26 protein-coding genes and 1 tRNA gene are annotated in these 22,211 nt (G+C 46.3%); 13 read left to right on the top strand and 14 right to left on the bottom strand.

Going from position 1 to position 22,211, the window contains the following annotated elements; all coding sequences use genetic code 11:
• The first annotated feature begins 35 nt into the window (after positions 1 to 35).
• The 4 genes from MJX74_RS05925 (at position 36) to MJX74_RS05910 (ending at position 3,719) form a co-directional block, all read left to right on the top strand.
• Positions 36 to 1,292, top strand: a complete 1,257-nt coding sequence (locus MJX74_RS05925) for an NAD(P)/FAD-dependent oxidoreductase (protein WP_240221659.1) — start codon at positions 36 to 38, stop codon at positions 1,290 to 1,292.
• Positions 1,292 to 2,056: a DUF1365 domain-containing protein gene (locus MJX74_RS05920; protein ID WP_240221657.1), complete on the top strand. Its 765-nt coding sequence runs from the start codon at positions 1,292 to 1,294 to the stop codon at positions 2,054 to 2,056. Before MJX74_RS05925 ends, MJX74_RS05920 begins: the two co-directional genes overlap by 1 nt.
• A complete protein-coding gene (locus MJX74_RS05915) occupies positions 2,053 to 3,294 on the top strand; it encodes an SAM-dependent methyltransferase (protein WP_240221655.1) in 1,242 nt (413 codons plus the stop codon). Before MJX74_RS05920 ends, MJX74_RS05915 begins: the two co-directional genes overlap by 4 nt.
• A 233-nt stretch (positions 3,295 to 3,527) precedes the next feature.
• Entirely contained in the window at positions 3,528 to 3,719 is a 192-nt protein-coding gene (locus MJX74_RS05910; RefSeq protein ID WP_240221653.1) for a CsbD family protein, read from the top strand.
• 32 nt (positions 3,720 to 3,751) lie between these two features.
• Here MJX74_RS05910 and MJX74_RS05905 read toward each other — a convergent pair whose 3' ends face one another.
• Positions 3,752 to 4,585 (bottom strand): CvfB family protein, encoded by an 834-nt coding sequence (locus MJX74_RS05905; protein WP_240221651.1) that lies wholly within the window; start codon positions 4,583 to 4,585, stop codon positions 3,752 to 3,754.
• A gap of 137 nt (positions 4,586 to 4,722) precedes the next feature.
• On the opposite strand from MJX74_RS05905, the gene rlmF reads away from it, so the two are divergent.
• Positions 4,723 to 5,640, top strand: a complete 918-nt coding sequence (rlmF, locus tag MJX74_RS05900; protein WP_240221649.1) for a 23S rRNA (adenine(1618)-N(6))-methyltransferase RlmF — start codon at positions 4,723 to 4,725, stop codon at positions 5,638 to 5,640.
• A gap of 37 nt (positions 5,641 to 5,677) precedes the next feature.
• Here the strand turns inward: rlmF and MJX74_RS05895 are convergent, their stop codons facing one another.
• Entirely contained in the window at positions 5,678 to 5,884 is a 207-nt protein-coding gene (locus tag MJX74_RS05895) for a DUF2061 domain-containing protein (RefSeq protein ID WP_240221647.1), read from the bottom strand.
• 126 nt (positions 5,885 to 6,010) lie between these two features.
• Between MJX74_RS05895 and MJX74_RS05890 the strand changes: the two genes are divergently transcribed.
• Positions 6,011 to 6,298, top strand: a complete 288-nt coding sequence (locus MJX74_RS05890) for a hypothetical protein (protein WP_240221645.1) — start codon at positions 6,011 to 6,013, stop codon at positions 6,296 to 6,298.
• An 11-nt stretch (positions 6,299 to 6,309) separates the two neighbouring features.
• Here MJX74_RS05890 and MJX74_RS05885 read toward each other — a convergent pair whose 3' ends face one another.
• Positions 6,310 to 7,824, bottom strand: coding sequence for a DUF3413 domain-containing protein (locus MJX74_RS05885; RefSeq protein ID WP_240221643.1), 1,515 nt, complete (start codon positions 7,822 to 7,824; stop codon positions 6,310 to 6,312).
• Between the two features lie 6 nt (positions 7,825 to 7,830).
• Positions 7,831 to 8,055, bottom strand: coding sequence for a YejL family protein (locus tag MJX74_RS05880; protein WP_240221641.1), 225 nt, complete (start codon positions 8,053 to 8,055; stop codon positions 7,831 to 7,833).
• A 70-nt stretch (positions 8,056 to 8,125) separates the two neighbouring features.
• Between MJX74_RS05880 and yejK the strand changes: the two genes are divergently transcribed.
• Complete coding sequence (gene yejK, locus MJX74_RS05875; RefSeq protein WP_240221639.1) at positions 8,126 to 9,172, top strand: nucleoid-associated protein YejK; 1,047 nt, start codon at positions 8,126 to 8,128, stop codon at positions 9,170 to 9,172.
• Here the strand turns inward: yejK and MJX74_RS21915 are convergent.
• Genes MJX74_RS21915 through MJX74_RS05855 form a run of 5 tightly spaced genes read right to left on the bottom strand, consistent with a single transcriptional unit; the run spans position 9,123 to position 11,993 of the window.
• Complete coding sequence (locus tag MJX74_RS21915) at positions 9,123 to 9,323, bottom strand: DUF2897 family protein (RefSeq protein ID WP_420851383.1); 201 nt, start codon at positions 9,321 to 9,323, stop codon at positions 9,123 to 9,125. The two genes, yejK and MJX74_RS21915, sit on opposite strands and share 50 nt — an antisense overlap.
• Positions 9,320 to 10,006, bottom strand: coding sequence for a M15 family metallopeptidase (locus tag MJX74_RS05870; RefSeq protein WP_240221636.1), 687 nt, complete (start codon positions 10,004 to 10,006; stop codon positions 9,320 to 9,322). The genes MJX74_RS21915 and MJX74_RS05870 overlap by 4 nt, the downstream gene beginning before the upstream one ends.
• The gene (dapE, locus tag MJX74_RS05865; RefSeq protein ID WP_240221634.1) at positions 10,003 to 11,145 is read right to left on the bottom strand and encodes a succinyl-diaminopimelate desuccinylase; all 1,143 of its coding nucleotides are present in this window, start codon (positions 11,143 to 11,145) and stop codon (positions 10,003 to 10,005) included. The genes MJX74_RS05870 and dapE overlap by 4 nt, the downstream gene beginning before the upstream one ends.
• Positions 11,142 to 11,495, bottom strand: coding sequence for an ArsC family reductase (locus MJX74_RS05860; protein ID WP_240221632.1), 354 nt, complete (start codon positions 11,493 to 11,495; stop codon positions 11,142 to 11,144). Before MJX74_RS05860 ends, dapE begins: the two co-directional genes overlap by 4 nt.
• A 3-nt stretch (positions 11,496 to 11,498) precedes the next feature.
• Positions 11,499 to 11,993: a PTS glucose transporter subunit IIA gene (locus MJX74_RS05855; RefSeq protein WP_240221630.1), complete on the bottom strand. Its 495-nt coding sequence runs from the start codon at positions 11,991 to 11,993 to the stop codon at positions 11,499 to 11,501.
• A 576-nt stretch (positions 11,994 to 12,569) separates the two neighbouring features.
• On the opposite strand from MJX74_RS05855, the gene yfbV reads away from it, so the two are divergent.
• The gene (gene yfbV, locus MJX74_RS05850; protein WP_240221628.1) at positions 12,570 to 13,016 is read left to right on the top strand and encodes a terminus macrodomain insulation protein YfbV; all 447 of its coding nucleotides are present in this window, start codon (positions 12,570 to 12,572) and stop codon (positions 13,014 to 13,016) included.
• Between the two features lie 19 nt (positions 13,017 to 13,035).
• Here the strand turns inward: yfbV and xthA are convergent, their stop codons facing one another.
• Complete coding sequence (xthA, locus tag MJX74_RS05845; RefSeq protein ID WP_240221627.1) at positions 13,036 to 13,848, bottom strand: exodeoxyribonuclease III; 813 nt, start codon at positions 13,846 to 13,848, stop codon at positions 13,036 to 13,038.
• A 122-nt stretch (positions 13,849 to 13,970) separates the two neighbouring features.
• On the opposite strand from xthA, the gene MJX74_RS05840 reads away from it, so the two are divergent.
• Positions 13,971 to 14,675: a M48 family metallopeptidase gene (locus MJX74_RS05840; RefSeq protein WP_240221626.1), complete on the top strand. Its 705-nt coding sequence runs from the start codon at positions 13,971 to 13,973 to the stop codon at positions 14,673 to 14,675.
• A 249-nt stretch (positions 14,676 to 14,924) separates the two neighbouring features.
• Positions 14,925 to 15,650: a deoxyribose-phosphate aldolase gene (gene deoC / locus MJX74_RS05835; protein ID WP_240221625.1), complete on the top strand. Its 726-nt coding sequence runs from the start codon at positions 14,925 to 14,927 to the stop codon at positions 15,648 to 15,650.
• On the opposite strand, the gene MJX74_RS05830 is transcribed toward deoC, so the two are convergent.
• Together MJX74_RS05830 and MJX74_RS05825 are read right to left on the bottom strand one after the other, a co-directional pair.
• Positions 15,651 to 17,282 (bottom strand): response regulator, encoded by a 1,632-nt coding sequence (locus MJX74_RS05830; protein ID WP_240221624.1) that lies wholly within the window; start codon positions 17,280 to 17,282, stop codon positions 15,651 to 15,653.
• Positions 17,283 to 17,403: 121 nt separating this feature from the next.
• Positions 17,404 to 17,488 (bottom strand) — tRNA-Tyr (locus tag MJX74_RS05825).
• A 117-nt stretch (positions 17,489 to 17,605) separates the two neighbouring features.
• On the opposite strand from MJX74_RS05825, the gene MJX74_RS05820 reads away from it, so the two are divergent.
• Positions 17,606 to 18,082 (top strand): VC2046/SO_2500 family protein, encoded by a 477-nt coding sequence (locus tag MJX74_RS05820; RefSeq protein ID WP_240221623.1) that lies wholly within the window; start codon positions 17,606 to 17,608, stop codon positions 18,080 to 18,082.
• A 16-nt stretch (positions 18,083 to 18,098) separates the two neighbouring features.
• Here MJX74_RS05820 and MJX74_RS05815 read toward each other — a convergent pair whose 3' ends face one another.
• Both MJX74_RS05815 and MJX74_RS05810 read right to left on the bottom strand, forming a co-directional pair.
• Positions 18,099 to 18,572 carry a YchJ family protein gene (locus MJX74_RS05815; RefSeq protein WP_240221622.1) on the bottom strand — a complete coding sequence of 158 codons (474 nt, stop codon included), beginning with the start codon at positions 18,570 to 18,572 and terminating at the stop codon, positions 18,099 to 18,101.
• 70 nt (positions 18,573 to 18,642) lie between these two features.
• Positions 18,643 to 19,089: a SulA-like leucine-rich domain-containing protein gene (locus MJX74_RS05810; RefSeq protein WP_240221620.1), complete on the bottom strand. Its 447-nt coding sequence runs from the start codon at positions 19,087 to 19,089 to the stop codon at positions 18,643 to 18,645.
• A gap of 172 nt (positions 19,090 to 19,261) precedes the next feature.
• On the opposite strand from MJX74_RS05810, the gene MJX74_RS05805 reads away from it, so the two are divergent.
• Positions 19,262 to 21,046: a GGDEF domain-containing protein gene (locus MJX74_RS05805; protein ID WP_240221618.1), complete on the top strand. Its 1,785-nt coding sequence runs from the start codon at positions 19,262 to 19,264 to the stop codon at positions 21,044 to 21,046.
• Positions 21,047 to 21,092: 46 nt separating this feature from the next.
• On the top strand, positions 21,093 to 21,794 hold the full coding sequence (locus MJX74_RS05800; protein WP_240221616.1) for a DUF3581 family protein: 702 nt from the start codon (positions 21,093 to 21,095) through the stop codon (positions 21,792 to 21,794).
• Positions 21,795 to 22,211: the final 417 nt, after the last annotated feature.

The following is a 22,211-nucleotide window of genomic DNA, read 5'->3' as shown; positions in this document are numbered from 1 at the left end:
TTTAGCCAAAAGATAGAGTGGTATAAGGGAGCAGTATGCGCATAGCGGTAGTGGGTGGTGGTATTTCGGGCATGATGGCGTGGTATCTGTTGCAGCAAAAGCATGATGTGACGGTACTGGAAGCGAACGATTACCTGGGTGGTCACACAGCAACAACAGACGTTGAAGTTGCGGGTAAGTCGTATGCTATTGATACCGGTTTTATTGTGTTCAATAACTGGACTTACCCAATATTTAACCGTTTTATTGCTGAGCTGGGTGTAGATTTTGAGCACACCACAATGAGCTTTTCAGTAAAAAACAGCGCGCAGGATCTGGAATACAACGGCAACACCCTGGCCAGTTTATTTGCCCAGCGCCGCAATGTGTTACGGCCATCGTTCTGGCTAATGCTTAGTGACATTATGCGCTTTAATAAGTTGGGTAAGCGCTTGTTGGCGGCTAATGATGCCGATCTGGATCTGGCCCTGGGTGATTTTTTACTGAAACATGATTTTGGTAATGGCATTCGTGATAACTACTTAATGCCGATGGGCGCTGCCATCTGGTCGGCTGGCCTGGCGGATATGCCGGCCTTTCCGGTGCGTTTTTTTCTGCGGTTTTTTAATAATCATGGTTTGCTAAATATTACTGACAGGCCGCAGTGGTCGGTAATAAAAGGTGGTTCCAGAAGCTATGTGCAGGCTCTACTGGCAAAACTGGGGCACGAAAAAGTAAAACTACAACAGCAGATTAGTGCTGTTTCGCGCGGTGAACACGGCGTAACATTAAGCTTTGCTGATGGGCGCACTGAGCACTACGACAAGTTGATACTTGCCTGCCACAGCGACCAGGCGCTACGGTTGCTGGGTGATAGCGCAACAGAGGAAGAACGCGCTGTGCTAGGTGGTATAGCTTACCAGCAGAACGAAGTGGTGCTGCATACTGACACCCGCTTACTACCCAAACGGGAGCGGGCCTGGGCTGCCTGGAATTATAATCTGGATGCTAATGTAAATGATCGCGCTACCCTTACCTACAACATGAATTTACTGCAAGGGATAAGTGCACCGGTCACATTTTGTGTCACGCTGAATAATACTCAGGCTATTGACCCGGCTAAAATCATCCGTGTTTTCCAGTACGATCATCCGGTATACAACCATTACACTCTGGCCGCACAGCAGCAGCGGCATAAAATCAGCGGTCATAATCATACCTATTATTGCGGTGCATACTGGCATAACGGCTTTCATGAAGACGGTGCCAGAAGCGCGGTAGAGGTTGCTGCGTTATTAGGTGTGGATTATTAATGCACTCTGGCCATGCGGTATATCAGGGCGAAGTAGGGCATTTGCGCGTATCCCCGCGCGAGTATGGCTTTAGCTACCCGCTGGCGCATTACTGGCTTGATTGCAGCATGCTGGATAAAACTTCCTTGCAAGCCTGTGGTGTTGCGTTTGAACGCTTTGGCGCGCTGAGTTTTCGGCGCAAGGATTATCTTCCAGGCAGCGGCAGTGTATACAGCGCCGTATGTAGCAAAGTCGCTGAGCTTGGCGGCACCACTACTCCGGCAAAAGTGTATATATTGACGCCACTGGCTAACTGGGGGCTGTATTTCAGCCCGTTAACACTTTACTACTGCTATGATGAACAGGATCATTTTTGCTATTTGTTGGCCGAAGTAACCAATACGCCCTGGAATGAACGGCATTATTATTTGCAGACCATGCCGCTGCACACTTTGGATGCCGGGTTGCATCATTTTGTGCACGAGAAAGCGTTTCACGTATCTCCATTTCATCCAATGAATATGCAATACCATTGGCAAATCAGCACTCCGGCTCAGCATTTACATTGCAGCATTCGCAATACTGAGGCCGGGAAACAAATTTTCAGTGCCTGGATCACGTTAACCCGGCATGAGCTCAGCGCTGCCTGGCGGCGAAAATGGCTGATCCGCCAGCCATGGCAAAACGTACAGGTAGTACTACGAATATACTGGCATGCCGTTAAACTGTATTTTAAAAGGGTACCAGTGCATGCCCACCCCAAGACGAAGGATACAAATGCATGACCATGAGCCTTACTGAAGCTTCAGTGTTTGATAATCTGAGCTGGTTTGACCGCTTATGCCGCAAATTTGCACTGGACTTTATCAGCCAGCTAAAACATGGCGATATTACCGTTGTAGAAGGCAACCAGCGCTTGCGCTTTGGTGATGAACACGCCGAATTAAAAACAGTTATTACCGTTGTGGATCCGGGTTTTTACCAGAAAATGGTGATGGCCGGCTCAGTTGGCGGTGGTGAAGCTTATATTTACGGTTGGTGGCGCTGTGACAACTTAACGGCTTTGGTACGTATTTTTGCTCTTAACCTTGCCACTTTGGATAAGCTGGATTCAGCAATAACCCGCTTAGGCCGTCCGCTGTTGAAACTACTGAACTGGCGTAACCGTAATTCAAAACAGCAAGCCAGAAAAAATATCGCGGCACATTATGATCTGGGTAACGACATGTATCAGCTGTTTTTAGACAGTAGCATGATGTATTCCAGCGCTGTTTATCCTGATGCTGCAGCCGATTTGGCGCAGGCACAGCAGCATAAACTGCAAATGATCTGTGAAAAGTTACAGTTAAAGCCGGACGATCACCTGATTGAAATAGGCACTGGCTGGGGCAGTATGGCGATATTTGCTGCGCAGCACTATGGCTGCAAAGTTACCACTACTACCATATCACAGCAGCAGTACGACTACGCCAAGGCCCGTATTGAGGTGTTGGGGCTGCAGCAGCAAATAACCCTGTTGCTGAATGATTACCGCGATCTTACAGGCCAGTATGACAAGTTAGTGTCGATAGAAATGATAGAAGCGGTGGGCGAAGACTATCTGGATACTTATTTTGAAAAATGCGCCAGCCTGCTTAAACCAGACGGTTTAATGGTGTTACAGGCTATTACTATCGTTGATCAACGCTACAGCCAATACGTGCGTGAGGTAGATTTTATTAAACGTTATGTGTTTCCCGGTGGCTGTTTACCTTCGGTCAGCCGGATGACAGATGCTATTGGCCGTAAAACTGATCTGGTTGTACGCCATCTGCAGGATATTGGTTTTGATTACGCCCGTACGTTAAGAGACTGGTGCGATAATTTTATGCACGCCCGCGATAAGGTACATCAGCTGGGGTATGACGATAACTTTGTCCGACTATGGCACTTTTACCTTTGCTACTGTGAGGGCGGCTTTAGAGAGCGAGCCACCAGCGCTGTGCATTTGGTTTTATCCAAACCGCAAAACCGCAGTGCTTAACGGTTTATATTCCGGAAAAAGTTGCAATGATACCGGTAAAAGCTACTTACGTTTATTAAATACAATTTAACAACTCGATCTTGGCTATAAATAACACTATGAAAAATATAGTGTTATTTCTATTTTTATTTGTGGTATATGCCTTGCTTTATTAAAGTTGCTACTGCAATACGCGACTGAGTAATTAAAACGTATTTGCAGTGTTTAGTAGTTAACTAACAGTGGAGCAAATTATGAATAGTGATATTGCAGAAGGCAAATGGCGTCAGGTTAAAGGCTCTGTTAAAGAAAAATGGGGCAAGTTAACTGACGATGATCTGTCAGAAGTAAATGGCCGCTTTGAAAAGTTCTGCGGCAAAATGCAGGAACATTATGGCATGACCCGCGAAGAAGCCGAAGATGAGTTTAAGCGCTTCAGAGAATAATGCCACCAGATTAAAAGGGCCTTACGGCCCTTTTAACTGTTTACCAGAATGATACCTGCTTCCAGAATAACAATTTTCTTATCTTTATATAAAGTACCAATAGCTTGCTTGTAGGCTTTTTTGCTAACGCCAAAGGTAGCGTAAATCAGCTCGGGTGAACTTTTATCTGTTAATGCCAGCTTGCCACCGTTTTGTTGCAGTTTTTTCAGCACCTGCTCTGTAAGTTCCAGTGCTTGCTTATAAGTAGTGGCATTTAAACGCAGGTCAATTTTGCCATCGTCGCGTACTTTAACAATAAAAGCCTGTATTTTTTCGCCCCGGCGCAGCGGTTTAAATACCTCATTTTTGTACAATACGCCCCAGTGCTGATAATTTACGATAGCTTTATAGCCTATGTCAGTTTGTTCACTGACAATAATGTCGACTTTATCACCGGGATTATACTCTGGCGTGGTTTTGTGTAAGTGGCGGTCGAGTTTGCTGGAGGCAACGATGCGGTTACTGTTGTCGACATAACAGTACAGCAGGTATTTATTGCCTTCTTTTAGCGGAATTTGCTGCTCACTGAAAGGCACCAATAGATCTTTTTTCAGACCCCAATTAACAAAAGCGCCCACTTTAGTGGTGGCAATAACTTGTAACTGGGCCACTTCACCCACTTTAATTTTCGGTTGTTCAGTTGTTGCAATCAGCTGATCTTCTGAGTCCAGATATAAAAATACATCCAGTTGCTGGCCAATCTCCAGACCCGCCGGCGCCACATTATTGGGCAGCAGAATTTCACCCCAGCTTAAACCATCCAGATAAAAGCCAAATTTAACCTGTTTTTTTACCGTTAAACGGTTAACTTTTCCAAGAGCCAGCATGCAGTATCCAAAAGTGTGCCCTGAGCGGGCAGATTACAATGGCGGCTATTGTAGCGGTTTTTTTGCAGCACTGCTTCATATTAGCCATAGCATGATAAACTTAGCGTAATTTTTCCTGATACAGGCTCTGTCATAAAGTGTCGTCACAACAGTTACTTCATCCACGCAATCTTCATCAGGGGCGCTACGACTTTGCCGCGCTGATTGCAACTTTACCGCAACTTGAAGCTTATGTGCGGTTGAATCCGTCAGCAGAGCCCACCATCGACTTTACTGACAGCCAGGCTGTGTTGCTGCTTAATCAGGCGTTACTGGCAAAATATTATCAGGTGAAGTACTGGCAGTTACCACCAGGCTATTTGTGCCCGCCTATTCCGGGCCGGGCCGACTATGTGCATTATCTGGCAGATTTACTGGCGCGCAGCTATAACGAACTACCAAAGGGCAAACAAATTAAATTGCTTGATATTGGCACCGGAGCCAATGTCATTTATCCGGTTATCGCCAGCCAGAGCTACGGCTGGCAGGTGTATGGTACAGATATCGATGCAGTAGCAGTGAAGGCCGCAGCGCTTATTGTTGCAGCTAATCCGGCGCTTAAATCGCATATTAATATTGTGCAGCAGCACGAGGCAAAGGCAATTTTCAGTGGGGTAATTAAAAGCGACCAGCGGTTTCATCTGACAATGTGCAATCCACCGTTTTTTGCATCTTTGGCAGAAGCGGAAGCAGCCAGTAGCAGAAAATGGGCTAATCTTGGTAAAGCCGGTCAGGGGCATCAGCGCAACTTTGCCGGGCAACAGCATGAGTTGTGGTGCGACGGCGGAGAGCTTAAATTTATCAGCCAGATGATTACTGAAAGCCAGTTGTTCAAACAGCAGGTATCCTGGTTCAGTACTTTGGTATCACAGCAGAAGCATGTGAGCATACTGAAAAAACTGCTACGCAGTGTCGGCGCTGTGCAATCTGAAGTGATAGAGATGCGCCAGGGGCAAAAAGTCAGCCGTATTCTTGCCTGGAGCTTTCTGACACCACAGCAACAAACTCAGTGGTAATCTATAGTTTAATGTATTGCTGCTAACGGCAGGCAGGTTAGTTTATGCACTCTACTTTTTTACCAGCCGGTTCAGTATTGCCCAGTTTTTGCCAGATTTTTTCATGGAAGAAGTAACCGACGGTATTTACAGCGGGCTCTACTACCGCGATCAGGCCACCCAGCACAAAGCTGCCAGTGATCAGGTAAGTAACGGCAAAAGCAATGGTAAAATGCATAACAGCAAAAGTGATGGTCTTAGTCATGGTGATATCCTCTGTAATCGCTATAGGTTAAATGATAGCGATTCTTAATATTGTTTAAAGTGAATAAACTGATTTAAGCTAATCGCTTTTATCAATGATGTTGTAACGAGCTTACCGGAGATAGGTATGGACTGGCGACAATGGTTAGAGGTAAAACAGTTTGAGTTTCTATTGCATTGGTTTATGCGCCGCCAGCGCGAATTAAAACTGGCCGAATTGAACGAACCTTTAGCTTATGACGGCTTTAGCATGTACGACCAGTTATGTCAGCAGATGCTAAAAGAGGCTGAAGTGGCTTATCTGGAGCGATTTTCTCAGCCGGTAGTACCTATTGCATTAACCAATATATTGCATCTGGCAGAGTTAGAGCTGGCTGGCAGGCCACCCAGGCGGCCTGCGCAAACAGTGCATTAAAACGGGGAGAGTTAATGCTCAGGTGTTTCGATCCGTTTTAACGCATCAATTAGCATCGGCAAATCAAGTTTATCGTTTAGCGGCAGCAGTGTACCGGCAGACCAGACACCGTAACTGCCATCGGCACGCAGTATTACCATCTTATCTTTTTTAAAGCTGATAATTTCCTGACCGCTGATATTAAGTTTAGGTAATGAGCGTGGTTTAAGCAGATTGTCACCCAGCCAGCTGCCATGAGCGCTGCAGCCAGCCTGGGCTAATAAGGTAGGTAGCCAGTCCAGATGCTGGGTTACCTGGTGCGGCTGTAACTGGCGCAAAGCAGCCCAGTTTGACCAGACCTGAGCCGGCGCCAGATTAAACTGATTGTGGCCGCCGGTAATGTTCATCAGCACGATATTGCTGTACTGCTGATATTCTTCCCAGCGCAGCTGTGGAGCGTCATCAAATAAAATAGCAAACTGACCGGAAACGCCGTTTTGTAGCCAGGGCAGGCCTGCAACTTCAGTATCAGCGCTGCGGTTGATGCTGATATTGGCGGAAGAAAGCTGACCTAGCCAGCCCGGCTCTGCCAGCAACTGCTGCTCTGTTTGGTTATCTATCATAAACTTACCATACAGTAAGTTTAATAAAGCTTCATTTTCAGCGCGCGGCGCAAAATGCTGCTCCAGCGGCCTTAAGCCCTGGCTGACAGCTGAGTTTTTCAGCTGTTCGCTAAAGTTGCTGGTAACCAGCAACAGGGTTGACGCACCGGCATGATCCGCGCGGCATTCCAGCGCCTGATGGATAAACTGATTTGGCAGGCTGAGTTTATCCAACTGAACCAGAGCCCGGTTGTTTAAATCTACCAGTTGGTAACGGGCCAGAAAGGTTTTTGCGGTGGCCGGGTAAGATAGTGGCAGTACATTGTCCTGTTTGGTGACGTCGTACTTCAGGTTAGCATCTGCATAGATGTGTAGCAGATGGCTTAGCATAAAACTGCCGATAAAAAGCGTAAATAACGGCCGCGTAATACCAGATTGCTTTAAACGTTCTACTTTTTTCCAGCAGTAGTTGCTTAGGGTCAGCTCAACAGCCAGCAGCAAAGTACCAACGGCCAGTACGATCAGGACAAAATTACGTAAGTTGGTTACAATTTGCTGGCGCAACAGCTCTGTAGCCTGCTCAATTGAGGCGCTTCCGATATGATAACCAAGGCTGGCATAGACATAGGCATCGAAAATCAGCACGACCAACGCTGTGGTGGCCAATATAGCAGCCAGCCCGCGGACATGGCGCTGATATGGGAATACCAGCGACACCGGAAAAATAGTCAGGATAAAAAACATAAAGCATAAAAAAGCGGTGTGACCAATCCAGTTTAACAGCAGATACAACCAACCCAATACGGAAACCGGCGAAGGCTCGGCTAACCAGTAAGCGGACGTAACAGCCAGTGCCAACAGAATATTAAAAAAACTGAACCAATGGCCCCAGTTAAGCAGGCGGTTTACTTTTTTTACCAGTGACAGATTATTTTCCAGCACCATAAGCGCTTAGTTCACTTTAGTATTTACGGCATCGGTTAATGCCTGATTAAAGTGTGCCACAACTGTTTGGCGCTGAGCGGCCGGTACGCTGCTGTTAACAACATGGCTAATGGCATTACCCAGGCACATCAGGCTGAGTTCTGTGGTGGCTTTTTCGTTATGCAGTACGTCCAGTAACTGATTTACCAGTTTTTCAATCTGGCTGGTGGAATACTTTGATACAATTGGCATGAATTATCCGCAAGTCATGTGGTTTAAACAGTTAGAATAGTAACAGAATTCATTTTAAACAGGAAAAATTATGTCAGTAGATGTGCAGCAGTTGGCGATAAATTACCTTGAGCTGGATGAACAAACGCAGAGTAAAGCGCACTACCGGCCATCTCTGGTTACACCTACGGCGGCGGTAGCGCATTTGGTTGAACAGTTACATCTGGCGTACAACGGTAAACCCGCCAAAGGCTATGCGGCTTTTAACGCCGATAAAGACCCGCAAGTTATGACAGTATTGAATGACTGGCAAAAGCAAACCTCAGACTTTCTCGTGCTTGCTAATATCTCTACCGCTGCACTGGAGCAACAACTGCAGGCGCATCAGTTGCCGGAAAGCGGTTATTTGCTGATTTGTCATTACCGCTATCTGGCCAGTGATTATCTGCTGTATTGCTTGTTAGGTAGTAAAGATCACTTCTCATTAAGTGATGATTTAGAGCTGGCAACATCACGCCATCTGGATATAGCCCGCATGCAACTGGCGGCACGGATCGATCTGACCGAGTATAAAAGTTCACCGGAGCAGGGCAAGTACATTAGTTTTATCCGTGGCCGGGCCGGGCGTAAAGTAGCTGATTTTTTTCTGGATTTTTTAGGCTGTGAAGAAGGCACAGATGCCCGGGTGAACAGTAAAGTGGTGTTGGCCTCGGTAGAAGAGTATTTTAGCGCTGCCGAGTTTGACAGTAATGAAAAAACGGATGCCCGTAAACAAGTGTTCAGCTACTGCGAAGAGCGAGCCAAAGCCGGGCAGGATGTAGTGTTAACAGAGCTGTCAGCTGTGATTGATGAGCAGGAGCAGCAAGGCTTTTTGCGCTATTGCCAGGAGCAACAGCTTGAGGTGGCTGAGCAGTTTCCGGTTGAGGTAAAGGAGCTGAAAAAGCTGATTAAATTTGCCGGGCAGGGGGCGGGCTTATCGTTAAGTTTCGAGCAGAAGTTGCTTGGCGACAGAGTGCAGTATGATCCACACAGCGATACGATTTTGATTAAAGGCACACCACCAAACCTGCGCGATCAGTTACAGCGCTTTATTCAGGGTTATTCGGCGTTTGATCGTGAACAGGGTTCCGCAGAGTAGTGTTATGCTGCTTGGTAACGTTATCTTTATTGCCCTCTGCCTGTTTTGGTGATGAGGGCATTTTTAACTTTGCCGCGTGTTTTATCAGCAAAAGGTTGCTGATAACCACGCCAAAGGCCAGGATCAACGCCCAAAACAGCGGCCAGTTCATAGCTCTGCCAGGCAAATATTAGCGACATAGCGGTTGAAAATAGCGTCGAGGTGAGTTAACACCAGTTGCTGCTCCGCCAGTGGATGTTGTAGCAGGCATTGACGCAATATATCGGCATTAAAGTTAGCCAGATAGGCGCTGGCCAGCGGTTGGTAGCTTAGGTGCCAGGGTTCGGCGGCAACGCCTCCCTGAAACTCGCGGTAGGGCAGAAAAAAGCCAAACTCAGCCGCATATGCGCTTAGCCACTGCTGTAAGCGGTAAAATGGGCCAGCCGGACCATATTCTGCCGGCTCAAGTTGGGGTTTGTAATCTGGGGGCACTGCGCCAGCATCATATACATCAAGCTCTGTGCCCCAGTGATGGCGGCTGGCTCCGGGCAATGCAGAGTACAGCAGTACCGCATCGAGTTTAGCTTTGCCACTTAAGCTGCTGATATCAATTACTTGCCCATCCTGATCGTATACAGGCCTGTTACCCGCTAACTTTGCCTGCCAAATAGCAGCCTGGCGCTGGTAAGAGCGAAAAGCAGAAACAATTTTTATCTCAATGCCAGCGGCTTTCGCTGCTGTACATAATGCGCTAAAGGGCTGCGCAACAGCTTTATGCAGCATAAAACCGTCTGAACGCGTTAGCAGGTGCTGCTCGCTCAGGCCGGTCAGAATGTCTTCGCTGCAGTTAGTCATAGGCTCAATTCTAGCTGTTCCAACACGGCCTCGTACATTTTGGCCAGTTGCTCCAAATCGGTTACTGACACACATTCATTAATTTTATGAATGGTAGCATTGCAGGGACCAAGTTCAACTACCTGGGCGCCAGTGGGGGCAATAAAGCGGCCGTCTGAGGTGCCTCCGGTGGTTTCAAGCCGGGTTTCAAAGCCTTGTACCTGATAAATTGCTTTGACGGTGGCTGCCACAAGGCTGCCGCTGTCAGTTAAAAATGGCAGGCCGTTTAGTGTCCAGTCCAGATCATAGTTCAAACCGTGTTTGTCCAGCAGTGCGATAACACGTTGTTGTAATTGCTCTGCGCTGCTTTGGGTGCTGTAGCGAAAGTTAAACATGACTTTTAGCTCACCTGGGATCACGTTTGACGCGCCGGTGCCGGCATTAATATTGGCAATTTGAAAACTGGTTGCCGGAAAATAAGCATTACCGTTGTCCCATTGCTCTGCTGCTAGCTCCGCTAATGCCGGGGCGGCTTTGTGTACAGGGTTGTCTGCCAGTTGAGGGTAGGCAACATGGCCCTGAATACCTTTTATTCTAAGATGGCCCGTTAATGAACCGCGCCGGCCATTTTTTACCACATCACCGGCTTTTTGGCTGCTGGAGGGCTCACCAACAATGCACCAGCTTATTTTCTCGTTACGCGCTTCCAGTGTTTCTATCACTCTTTTCGTGCCGTTGATAAAAGGGCCTTCTTCATCGCTGGTAATCAGGTAGGCTAAGTCGAATCTCGGCGTCGGATAGCGCTGCAAAAACCGCTCGGTGGCCACTATCATCGCTGCCAGGCTGCCTTTCATATCTGCAGCGCCGCGGCCATAGAGCGTGTCGCCAATAATGGTTGGTTCAAACGGCGGGGTGTGCCATTGTTCAACCGGCCCTGTCGGTACCACATCCGTGTGGCCGGCAAAACAAAATACCGGTTTACCGCTACCACGGCGGGCCCACATGTTTAACGTGTCGTCAAAATGCATAACTTCAATATTAAAACCCACTGCGGCTAAACGCGCTGCCATCAGTTGCTGGCAACCGGCATCGTCCGGTGTAACTGACGGGCGCGAAATTAAGTCTTGTGTTAATGCCACTACGGCGCTTACGGCGGTCATGTTTTAAGTCCAAAAATATGTTGGTAATCGGCAGGTTTAAAGCCCAAATAATGTTCGCCATTGTGCACCAGTAAGGGGCGTTTAATCATGGCCGGTTGCGCGAGCATTAGCATCAGTGCCTTTTGCTCTGTTAGATCATCTTTATCACTCTGAGGTAACTGACGGTAGGTTGTGCCCCGCGTGTTGAGCAGATTTTGCCAACCGCAATGTGCAGCGAAGGTTTGCAACTGCTTTGCTGTTAAACCATCAACGCGATAGTCAATAAATTGATAAGGAATTTGCTGCTGTTCCAGCCAGCTACGAGCTTTTTTGATGGTGTCGCAATTCTTGATGCCGTATAGCGTAGTCATATTTTACTTGTTCTTTAACTGAATAATTATGGCGGTATCTGTCGCTGCGGTAACATAACGCTGCATAGAAAATATCGCCTCGATGGCAGGGTGCGGTAAAACGATCAATGCTGCATAACAACCGTGCTCAGCTTGCAGATAATAAGGGTCTAGCTTTAATACCGGTTGACCTGCGCTAAGTTGTTGGCCTGAATCTGCCTGATACTCAATGCCCTGGCCCAAACCAGCAATGACGCTTGAGGGTAAATCCAGTTGCAGAGTCAGGCCACTGCTATGGTTAAAACTCAGCCTGCGCCGACCGTTCAGGCTGCACTGGTAAAGGCTGTTAAAAGGCGCTACCACTGTGCCCTGCTGTAACTTAATGCATAACGCCTGCTGCAGAATGCCGCTGTTATACAGCCTCTCTGGGTGTGCAGTCATGGGTAATAGCATACCGCAGGCGGGGCTTTTTACCGCAACACCTTGCATCTCGCTTAATTGCGTTAACCAGTTTAACAACAGCGGAGGTCCTAAAACAGGGCAGTGGCCTTATCCTAATGCAAACCAACATGATTACTCAATGAATTCGTATCATTGCGTGCACCGTAGAACGAAATAGTAAGAGTGGTGAATGCGCTAAATATGACATTTTAACGAACTTAGTATTATTTTTTCATGAAATCATCATTTTTGCTGGCAAATAACCTGACAACAGCCGTGGTTTTGTTGCGCTATATAGGGTTGTGTTGTCCACAGATTTTGTGGATAACTTTGTGTGTAACACTGTTTAACTTGCTTAAGTTTATGTAACTAAACAACTAAACATTATGGCATATTTTTTGTTAGTTTGTGTTTAAGCAAAAGGCCGCGCTAATGCTGCTAAAAAGTCAGTTTCGTAATGGCAAAGTGGGTCAATCCGGTTGAAATATTAGTTTTCCTTAAATGATTAAGCCGGTTTTACCAGAGTAAAGTGCATATTTTGTGATGGCTGTATCCGTGCTGTTATACAACAAAAATACTGCAGGGATATTGCCAGGGGTAAATACACGGGTTTTATGCTATCGTTCAGATATTGCTTTTCAGTAGGAGGTGGTAATGCAGTATCCGCTTTATACAACCTTACGCGCGGGGCGCGAGTACAGCAAGATATGGCCTGCCAGAGCTGAGCTTAATAGCCTGTTTATTGAAAACAAGGTTATTTTACTAACGTCGCTAACAGGGCGATATTTGCCAGGCTTGGCGTTACTGTGCGCGGCTGTGCAATACAGTTATCTGGGGGCAGCGTTTTTACCACAAATTTTGGCCATGATGCTGTTTTTAGTATCTCTGCCTTTGCAAGGTTGGTATTGGCTCGGCGTGCGTGCTGAAACGCAGTTACCCCCTTCTATTGCATCCTGGTACCAGCAGGTACGGCACCAAATGCAGAAGCACGGAGTAGAGCTGGCACCCGTTTCGCAGCCCGGGCGATACAAAGATCTGGCGGCATTATTGAAAAAAGCCTACCAGCAGTTGGACAAGACTTTTATAAAGCAGTGGTTGTAACCACTGCTTTATATTACCGCTATTCTTCGCTAAATACCGACCACACCGGAGCGTGATCTGAAGGCCGCTCTATGCCACGCAATTCATAATCAATACTACTTTCAGTGCAACGCTGCGCCAGGGGGGCTGTCGCCATAACGACATCAATACGCAGGCCGCGGTTATCATCAAAACCTTTAGAGCGATAATCAAACCAGCTGTACTGTGCATCTGTCTCCGGGTGCAACGCACGGAAAGTATCAATTAAGCCCCAGTCTTTAAGCTGCTGCAACCAGGCCCGCTCTTCAGGCAAGAACGAGGTTTTACCTTCGCGCAACCAACGCTTTGCATTCGCTTCGCCTATACCAATGTCCAGGTCAATTGGCGATATATTGATGTCACCAATAATGGCCAGATGCTCATCCGGGGTATGGTGTTCGGTAAGATAACGTTGTAAATCGGCATAAAACTTGGTTTTTGCTGGGAATTTAACCGGATGATCACGATTTTCGCCTTGCGGAAAATAACCATTCAGTACGGTCAGAGGCGTACCGTCATTAAGGGTAAAGCTACCAATCAACATACGGCGCTGAGCATCAGTTTCGTCAGTAGGAAAGCCATACTGCATTTTGACAGCGGGTTGTTTACTCAGAATGGCTACACCATAATGGCCTTTCTGACCAAAGTGATAAACGTGATAGCCCATCGCCTGTACATCGGCCATGGGAAATTCGTCATCATGAACTTTAATTTCCTGCAGGCCAATAATATCGGGCTGATGCTTGTCGATAAGCGCCTGCAGTTGATGCAACCTTGCACGAATTCCATTGATATTGAAGGAAATAATTTTCATATTGTTATTGGCCCTTAATCTGTTTAATGCGGCGAAGTAGCAGGATAATAACACTTTATCCGATGCTGTGGCACAATGGCGGCGTGATAGACATAAGTCAGAAACCCGGTACGGAGTAAAGATTGTCAGCGTTAATGATAGAAACCGAGCAATTTAGCTATGCCGTGCATTACAGCTCAAGAAGACGTAGCGTGGCACTACAGGTTAAGCAGGGGCAGCTGACAGTACGTGCACCACTTGGTTACAGCCTGGCAGAGATCAAAGCTCTGGTGCTACAGAAGCAGCAGTGGGTATTAAAGCATCTGCAGCGAGTTAAATTGCAAACCAAGCCCCAATGGTTGGCAGAGCAGCAATTGCCGCTGCTTGGTACAACACTGGCATTAACCCGGCAGCGGGGTGAAAAATCAGCAGTGCTGTACAGTAAAGATAACCTTACTATTATTGTGTCATCCCGTGTGCAACCGCAACGCTATCAAAAGGTGCTGCTGACGTTGTTACAAAAATGGTATCAACAACAAGCGTTTAGCTGGTTTACACAGCGGGTACTGTACTGGCAGAACAAGATGAATGTGCGCTCTGGCAATATATTGATTGGCAGTTGGCGGACAAAATGGGGTTACTGCAAAAGCACCTCAGAGTTGGGGTTTAACTGGCGTTTGATGATGGCACCGGAATGGGTAGCGGATTACGTTGTAGTGCATGAGCTGGCTCACCTTAAACATCTGAATCACTCGGCGCGTTTTTGGCAATTAGTACACGAGTATTATCCGCAAGCGGAGGACGCTAAAGCCTGGCTGAGACACAATCAGCATTTGTTGGAGTTATAAAAAAAGCGCCGGTACAAGACCGGCGCAAACACTAGGACATCGAAACAGGAGAGAAAAAGTATCACTTAGCTACTACTGGTAAATAGGACCTGGCTCCTGGCAAAAGATTCAAAATTATTTTCAATTATTTTTCATGACAGCGTTTTGCATTTTTATATGTATTTGGTTTAAGCTCCGCGGCATCAACAGTGTGGTGTGACTATAACGAACAGACAGCTGATATCGCTGCTTTGTAACTGGACTTGAGCTATGACAAACCTGCTACGCCTGCAACAACTGGCAAAATTATTAGACATTACCCGTTTGCAAGATGATGAAACAGAACAGGGTTTTAACCAGTGGCTGCAAACCATACCTGCACTGACGCCTGCAGCTTACTGTGTGTATCCTCAATTTTTAGCCCCTTTGCAACAATGGTCGCAGCGGGCACTGCCGGCTGAGATTGCAACAGTGGTTAACTTTCCGGGCGCAGATTTAGCGGCGGATATCGTATGTGAGCAAATTCAGCAAGCCAAAATGGCAGGCGCAACAGAAATTGATTGTGTATTGCCTTATAAAGCCCTGCTGCGTGGCGAGCATGGTTTAATTAAAAGTTTTTTATACGATATACGTCAGGCTTGTGACAACACTTGCTTAAAAGTGATTATTGAATCCGGTGAGCTGGTTACAGCTCAGCAAGTTACCAAAGCGACTGAACTGGTAATAGAAGGGGGCGCTGATTTTGTCAAAACCTCAACGGGTAAAGTCGCCACTGGGGTCACTATTGAAGCGGCCCGTATTATCCTTACAGTTATAGCGGCAGCAAACCGGCCCGTTGGCTTTAAAGCTTCAGGCGGTGTACGCAGTATTGCGCCGGCACTTGAGCTGGTGCAGTTGTATGAAGATATTACGGGTCGGATCGCCACAAGCTCAGGTATGCGTATTGGAGCCAGTGCGCTGGCTAACGACGTGGCACAACACATTTTGCCACAATAATCAGCGCCTGAATTCATCGCGTAATTTATCAAATTGTTGTAAAAGCTCTTTATAACGTACGCGGTGATGCTCTGGTAATGGCATATTGTCGACAACGCGGAATGTTTTTTTGCAGCGCTCAAATAACTCTCTTGATTTGTGTCGTTGTTGACTGTTTAACAGCTGGATGGATGCCTGGATAAGATTTAAAGCACTGCCGGTGTTCATTGGTGCGACTTCCAATGCGGCTTCAAATTGCCTGACGGCAGCGGTAAAATTACCCTCTTTATAGCTTTTGATACCGGCTTTATTTAACTCACCAAACTGCAGTTGTTTCTGATCAACAAAATGTTGTTGATCACCGAACAGTGAATTCAGCACCGGGTTAGCCATCAGCTCTGCTGGTAAAAGCTTTTGTAGTGTTGCGGCTTGCTCATACTCGCCAATCTGGTTCAGCAAAAAGATCGCGTCAGGTAAAATCTGATGTTGGTCATGTAGTTCTTCAGATACCGCCGCATAGGTTTTTTTTGCCTGATACTGGGCCCCGTTTAATGATTCCAACCGGGCCTGGCATAGGGCTTCAAATAAATCGAAGTTGATTTCCCTGGTCATCATTTCATCACGTTTAACTCTTTGCAGAGCAAGCGACACTTCTTGCTGGTAGCGGTTACGGCTTGCTGGTTCGTCGGCTCTTACTGCGGCTTCAATAACGGTACGAATATAGTTAAGCAAATGGATAATATCTTGTTTTATTGAGCGGCGGGTGATCTCATATAGCTGCTTACTGGCGAGAACCTGTTGGGGAATATTATTTAAATCGCGGGCTATCTCCATTACAAGGTACTGACGCTGCATACTGTACGGCGCTATTTCCGCCGCTGCCTGAATGCTACTAAAAGCACTATCTATGTCGCCCATGGCGCGATAATTCTGTGCCTGAATATCATAAGCTTCGGCAAAATAGCGATTGTTCTCGATAGCTTCCTGACACAACACCATACTGTCTTCAAAACGGTCCTGCCGATAGTACACTTTAGCCTGCAACAGTAGCGCCCAGCCACTGCGCCGCTGTGACAGCGCCTCCTGTAATATATATTCGGCTTCATCAAGATGGTTGAGCTTAATCAGGTTTTCTACCAGTACGCGTTTACAGAATTGCTGATAGCGGCCTTCGGTGCCTATCTCTTGACGGCACAGCGTTACCACATGTTCTGCCTGTTCATCAAACAAAGCCTGATAAACCCCTGCCAGTTGCGTTTTTTTTCTTTTTATCCGCTGAATTCTGCTGCGCAATACATTTTGTGAAAATGGTTTTACCAGATAGTCATCAGGCTCTAACTCTACAGCGCTCATCACCATGGGCACGGTGTTTTCGCCGGTAACCAACATAAAAATACTGTGCGGCCCAAGCAGTTTTTTTTCACGCAGATCTTCAAGTAACTGCTTGCCGTTTTTCCCTACGCCTAAGTGGTAATCAACAAACAGGATGTCGTAATTCACATTAGCGCACTTGGCCAGCGCCTGTTCTCCAGTAGGGGCAAATGCAACATTAGTTGCTCCCATAGAGTACAGGATACCTTTAAACATCAATTGAAAAGCCCGTTGATCGTCAACGATTAATATTCGCTGATTCTCAAGCGTCTTGTTATTCATCAGTACCACTTAAACTTAAAGCTAAATTCAGTTAAGTGTCGGAAATAACAAGGTGATTAGCAAGAGAATTAATATGGAAGTATAAAGAGATATGAAGTTTTGATGCGATAAAGCAGGAAAATGGTGGAGGGGGAAGGATTCGAACCTTCGAAGGCAGTGCCGGCAGATTTACAGTCTGATCCCTTTGGCCACTCGGGAACCCCTCCACGAGTGGACGGCATATTATCAAACTGACTTTTGATGTAAAGGCATTTACTAAACTTTTTTGTCTGACTGCCGATAAATACAGCAAGAGTAAAATAAAACCGGTATAACTGCACAAAATGTCGATGGTAATTAACGAATGGCAACTTGATGTAAAACTAAATTGCGCTTTGCAAAGTGCTCAGCGCACAGACTTTGCTTTGTACCTTGCCTTGTTATCACCGGCGGTGGATGAGTCTGCCCAGTTTTTTACTCCGGATGCCCTGCAGCAAAGTGCACCATCAAATCTGTATCAACAGCTTGGTGTTGCTCAACCGCGTAGTTATGCACAAACAGAAGACGATGTAGTGCAGATGCTGCGCCATAGTGAGGCTTTTGCACAGGGCAGTTTAGCTCAGTTAAAGTTGGCTGCTTATCTTAACCCGCCACCTTTAGCCCGCTATGATAATAAACAACGAATAGCAGATGATGTATGGCAAAACTTGAGTTTGCATAGCCGCAGACGTTTGCAGCGCACAACGCCAGACAAGCCACAGGCAAGCCCGGCTGATCTTTATGAAGTCTTACAGCAAATACATGGCGTTGAGGCTGCATAATTATTAAATAAAGCTGTTAGTTGCCCGATAGACGGTGCACCACACAGTGCTTAAACTTTTTAGCGCCACCACAAGGGCACAGCTCATTGCGGCCAATTTTTACCGGTGCTTTATCATCTAATATACCGTCAATGTAATACCAGGATTTATCGTATACAAAGCGGGAGCGTTCGGTAAACTCGTACAAAGTACTTTGCTGTATATAGCGGACACTGAAACTAACATAGCCTTCACTAGCTGTTTGCTCTGAAGACAGAATAGTCAGTTTGATAAAATGGCTGCTATCGGCAAAAACGGCGAGTGACGCAAGAGAATTTGCCGCCTGTTTTGATGGATGGTAAGTCTGATGCAAGTAATGGATATTACGGTGGCAATAAGCACTATAGCGTGAGCGCATTAATTGCTCACAGTGTTCTGCTTTTGCCTGTCCGGATATCAGTGGCAGGCAACATAAACTGAACTCTTTAGCTGAACCACAGTAACACTGCATGTTAATCTGCTTTACCTGTTTGTTGGAAAGGCCAGATCTTAGCATCTTTGTCGTGTGAATTTAAAATGCATTAATGGGTAATGCGCTCCTGTTGCAGCTGTTCGCATTGATAAAACCAGGTGTCATGCGTGGCAGCCAGTTTACGACAGCCGTCAAGCTGTTGCGGGTCCAGCATCCGGGCAAAGTTGATGACGACTTTACAGCTCGATGATGCCAATGCTTGCTGGATAGTCGCATTGAGATCTCTGATTTGTTTCTGATGCACAACCAAAACATTGTGAAAAGATAATTGATGCTGCTCTGCCCATGCTTTGTGTGGTATATGCGATGGTGCTATTAACAAAATCCATCCTTGTTGATGTTGATGTTGCTGAATAAGCTGCAGTAAAGTGTGATGCGATGCATTAGCTGCGGTGGCTTCACTATCGGTTACTGAATGTATTTTCAGCAGGCGGCTATCGGCGTAAGCGGTTGCTGCATGACTATAGAATTGTTGGTTAACCGGACGGTTGTACATATCGATCCCTACATGTTTATTTATACAGTGTATGGATATACAGTATTTGCTTGCTGTGTAAAAAGCAAGCGTTTTAGCCGTTTTTTTACTGTCATAAAACCAACGCCATGTCATGCAGTTGTCATACAGTGGTATTAACCTTTTGCCGCAGTTTCTTATATCGGTTGTAGTTATGACGATTAACCCGAATTATTGTACTGAGTTGTCGCACCTTATCCGTCAGCGCGCACTGACCCCGCTTTTTCAGCCTATTTTCAATCTGTCGTCTACAGAAGTGCTGGGTTATGAAGCCTTGATAAGAGGCCCCTCGAACAGCCCGCTGCATTCTCCTTTATTGTTATTTAAAGCGGCGTTGATGTGCGGAATGCTGGAACAGCTTGAGATGCTGTGCCGGCAGATAAGTATTGAAGCGTTCGCCAGAGCAAAAATGCCGGGCCTACTGTTTTTGAACGTCAACCCACTACTATTACTGGCATCAGATCATCCCTCCGGGCTGACAAACAGATTGCTACAGCAGGTCGAACTTGATCCGTCTCGGGTTGTGATTGAAATTTCAGAGCAATATCAGGTTGAAGATCCAAGTGTATTAATAAAGGCCGTAAACCATTACCGTGAGCTTGGCTTTTCTATCGCTATTGACGATCTAGGCAGCGGTTTCTCCGGCTTGAAGCTGTGGTCTGAACTAAAGCCGGATATTGTTAAAATTGACCGCTACTTTATTAGCCAGTTACATACCGACCCGACCAAAAGAGCTTTTGTACAAAATATCGTGGCATTGGCAAATGCAACAGGCTCAAAAATTGTCGCAGAAGGTATTGAAACACAAGAAGAATTAATACTTTGCCAGGAGCTCGGTGCTGATTATGGGCAGGGTTTTTTGCTCGGAAGGCCAACTGCAAAAATTGAGTCTTCACCGCCTGGACGATATTTACTGGTCAAGCAGAAGCAACCTTACACCGCGGCAGCGGAAAAAGTATCCGCTATTGTGCAGTTTTTACCTGCGGTAGAAAGTGCGGTGTCGGCGGGCGAAGTTATGCAATTATTCAGTAATAATCCTGATTGGGCTGGTCTGGCTGTTGTTGAGTCAGGCATCCCGGTGGGAATGATAAGCCGGGCACAGCTATTAGCAATGTTTGCTATGCCATATGGCCGGGCACTGTATGAAAAAAAGCCGATAAAGCGCCTTATGGCAGTAAGCCCGGTAGTGGTGGATGAGCACACCAGCCTGGACGATGTCAGTCAGTTAGTAACTAATAATGAGGATGGTGATAATAACTGGTTTTTTATTGTTACCTCAGCACAGCGTTATGCCGGTATTGGCTCAGTGCGGCTATTACTGAAAAAAATTACAGAACGGAAGTTACAACATGCGCGCTATGCCAACCCATTAACCTTACTACCAGGAAATGTACCGATTTATCAGGAAGTAGACCGCTTATTAAGCCAGCACAGGAATTTTACATTGGCCTATGCAGATTTAAATCATTTTAAGCCATACAACGATATATATGGCTACAGCAGAGGGGATTTAGTGTTACAGCTACTGGGTGAAATAATTTGCCAGGTGGTAGCGGGGGCCGGAAATTTTGTCGGGCATGTTGGTGGTGATGATTTCATTATTATCTTTACCAGTGACAATTGGCGAACTGCTTGCCAGCAGATAGTGCAGGATTTTAATCAGCGCATCGTACATTATTACGATGCGAGCCACTTAGAGGCAGGGGGCCTTAGTGCAGTTAGCCGTTCTGGTGATATCTGCTTTTATCCTTTGCTGACATTATCGATAGGAGTAGTATTACCCGATCCCACATTGTGTTTGTGTCATCATGATGTGGCTGCGATAGCGACAGCGGCAAAAGCAGAGGCGAAGAAGTTGCCGGCTGGAGGTATATTTGTTTCGCGCCGCAGAGGCCCCGCCACAGCTGTTTCGGTACTGGCTGGACCATTACCCCATTAAATTTGAGTAGAATAACCTGCTTATACTGTAAGAGAGTCAGCCACCGATGTTGTTAGAAAAGTATGTTAACCAGAGTAGCGCAGGTTTTAGTTTTAGCCGTAAACAGGCGTGTGAGTTTGCCAAGCAGGTGGCGACAGATTTCAATCCGATCCATGATGAAGATGCTAAGCGCTTTTGTGTCCCTGGTGACTTGTTGTTTTCATATTTACTGACCAGGTATGGCATTACTGAACAACTAAGTTGTCAATTTGCCGGTATGGTCGGTGCTGATGTCATGCTGCAATGTAAAGAACAGGATAATCTCATCAGCATTTGTGATAGTCAGGGGAAAGTATATTTGTCTCTGCAGCACAGCGGTGCGTGTCAGCATGACCTGGCGGTGATTGAACCGCTGATCCGCGATTATGTGAAATTCTCTGGTCAAAACTTCCCGCATATATTGCAACCGCTGATGCAGCAACATCAGGTGATGATTAACCCGACACGGCCACTTGTCATATATGAGAGTATGGCATTGAGCTTTAGTCGTTTGCCAAAACATAACATCGATTTAAGCCTGACGAAATCTTCTTTAATGGTTGATGGCAAACGCGGGAATGCATTACTGGAGTTTTCTCTAACGGAGCAGGGCGAACAGATAGGGAAAGGCGAAAAACGGATGATCCTGAGCAATCTGATGCCATACGATGAGGGGCAAATGCAGCAGATGGTTGCTGAATATAACAATCGTAAAGCTATAGTTCGGTAAAATCAGGCTTTTTGTTTATTTATGCAGCGGTTGAATCGTTATTCTCAAATAACCGCTTGCAGCAATGTAAAAACGCCCTATAATGCGCGCCATGCCACGGGGTGCTGCAGTTTGGGTGTCTCGGGTGAGTTAAAACGGTTCGCAAAAATCTTTCAAAAAGACGCTTGACAGACCCGCTTAAATCACTAAAATGGCGCCCTCGCTTCACGGCGGTGTTTAACGCGGTGAAATGAGAAAACAAGTCGGGTGTGACGAGAGTTTTTGTTGATAAAGAATCTTCGTCACGCTTGACTTAAAAACTGGGAAGTGTAACATACGCCTCCCGCTTTGAGAGTTCAAAGCACGCTCTTTAACAATTAGCAATCAATCATCTGTGTGGGCACTTATGATGGATTTCACGAAAAATGAAATTTATCG

The sequence above is a fragment of the Rheinheimera hassiensis genome (genome assembly GCF_022436675.1).
GTDB lineage: Bacteria > Pseudomonadota > Gammaproteobacteria > Enterobacterales > Alteromonadaceae > Alishewanella > Alishewanella hassiensis.
This window is presented reverse-complemented; position numbering and strand designations above follow the sequence as displayed.

Coding starts and splice junctions, on each gene's coding strand:
- MJX74_RS05880 (WP_240221641.1), bottom strand. CDS start 8,055: ATGCCAATTGTATCAAAGTATTCCACCAGCCAGATTGAAAAACTGGTA.
- MJX74_RS05895 (WP_240221647.1), bottom strand. CDS start 5,884: ATGACTAAGACCATCACTTTTGCTGTTATGCATTTTACCATTGCTTTT.
- xthA (WP_240221627.1), bottom strand. CDS start 13,848: ATGAAAATTATTTCCTTCAATATCAATGGAATTCGTGCAAGGTTGCAT.
- yfbV (WP_240221628.1), top strand. CDS start 12,570: ATGCAGTATCCGCTTTATACAACCTTACGCGCGGGGCGCGAGTACAGC.
- MJX74_RS05925 (WP_240221659.1), top strand. CDS start 36: ATGCGCATAGCGGTAGTGGGTGGTGGTATTTCGGGCATGATGGCGTGG.
- MJX74_RS05830 (WP_240221624.1), bottom strand. CDS start 17,282: ATGAATAACAAGACGCTTGAGAATCAGCGAATATTAATCGTTGACGAT.
- MJX74_RS05890 (WP_240221645.1), top strand. CDS start 6,011: ATGGACTGGCGACAATGGTTAGAGGTAAAACAGTTTGAGTTTCTATTG.
- yejK (WP_240221639.1), top strand. CDS start 8,126: ATGTCAGTAGATGTGCAGCAGTTGGCGATAAATTACCTTGAGCTGGAT.
- MJX74_RS05915 (WP_240221655.1), top strand. CDS start 2,053: ATGACCATGAGCCTTACTGAAGCTTCAGTGTTTGATAATCTGAGCTGG.
- MJX74_RS05810 (WP_240221620.1), bottom strand. CDS start 19,089: ATGTACAACCGTCCGGTTAACCAACAATTCTATAGTCATGCAGCAACC.
- dapE (WP_240221634.1), bottom strand. CDS start 11,145: ATGACCGCCGTAAGCGCCGTAGTGGCATTAACACAAGACTTAATTTCG.
- MJX74_RS05800 (WP_240221616.1), top strand. CDS start 21,093: ATGTTGTTAGAAAAGTATGTTAACCAGAGTAGCGCAGGTTTTAGTTTT.
- MJX74_RS05815 (WP_240221622.1), bottom strand. CDS start 18,572: ATGCAGTGTTACTGTGGTTCAGCTAAAGAGTTCAGTTTATGTTGCCTG.
- deoC (WP_240221625.1), top strand. CDS start 14,925: ATGACAAACCTGCTACGCCTGCAACAACTGGCAAAATTATTAGACATT.
- MJX74_RS05910 (WP_240221653.1), top strand. CDS start 3,528: ATGAATAGTGATATTGCAGAAGGCAAATGGCGTCAGGTTAAAGGCTCT.
- MJX74_RS05820 (WP_240221623.1), top strand. CDS start 17,606: ATGTCGATGGTAATTAACGAATGGCAACTTGATGTAAAACTAAATTGC.
- MJX74_RS05860 (WP_240221632.1), bottom strand. CDS start 11,495: ATGACTACGCTATACGGCATCAAGAATTGCGACACCATCAAAAAAGCT.
- MJX74_RS05805 (WP_240221618.1), top strand. CDS start 19,262: ATGACGATTAACCCGAATTATTGTACTGAGTTGTCGCACCTTATCCGT.
- MJX74_RS05905 (WP_240221651.1), bottom strand. CDS start 4,585: ATGCTGGCTCTTGGAAAAGTTAACCGTTTAACGGTAAAAAAACAGGTT.
- MJX74_RS05920 (WP_240221657.1), top strand. CDS start 1,292: ATGCACTCTGGCCATGCGGTATATCAGGGCGAAGTAGGGCATTTGCGC.
- MJX74_RS05885 (WP_240221643.1), bottom strand. CDS start 7,824: ATGGTGCTGGAAAATAATCTGTCACTGGTAAAAAAAGTAAACCGCCTG.
- MJX74_RS05870 (WP_240221636.1), bottom strand. CDS start 10,006: ATGACTAACTGCAGCGAAGACATTCTGACCGGCCTGAGCGAGCAGCAC.
- MJX74_RS21915 (WP_420851383.1), bottom strand. CDS start 9,323: ATGAACTGGCCGCTGTTTTGGGCGTTGATCCTGGCCTTTGGCGTGGTT.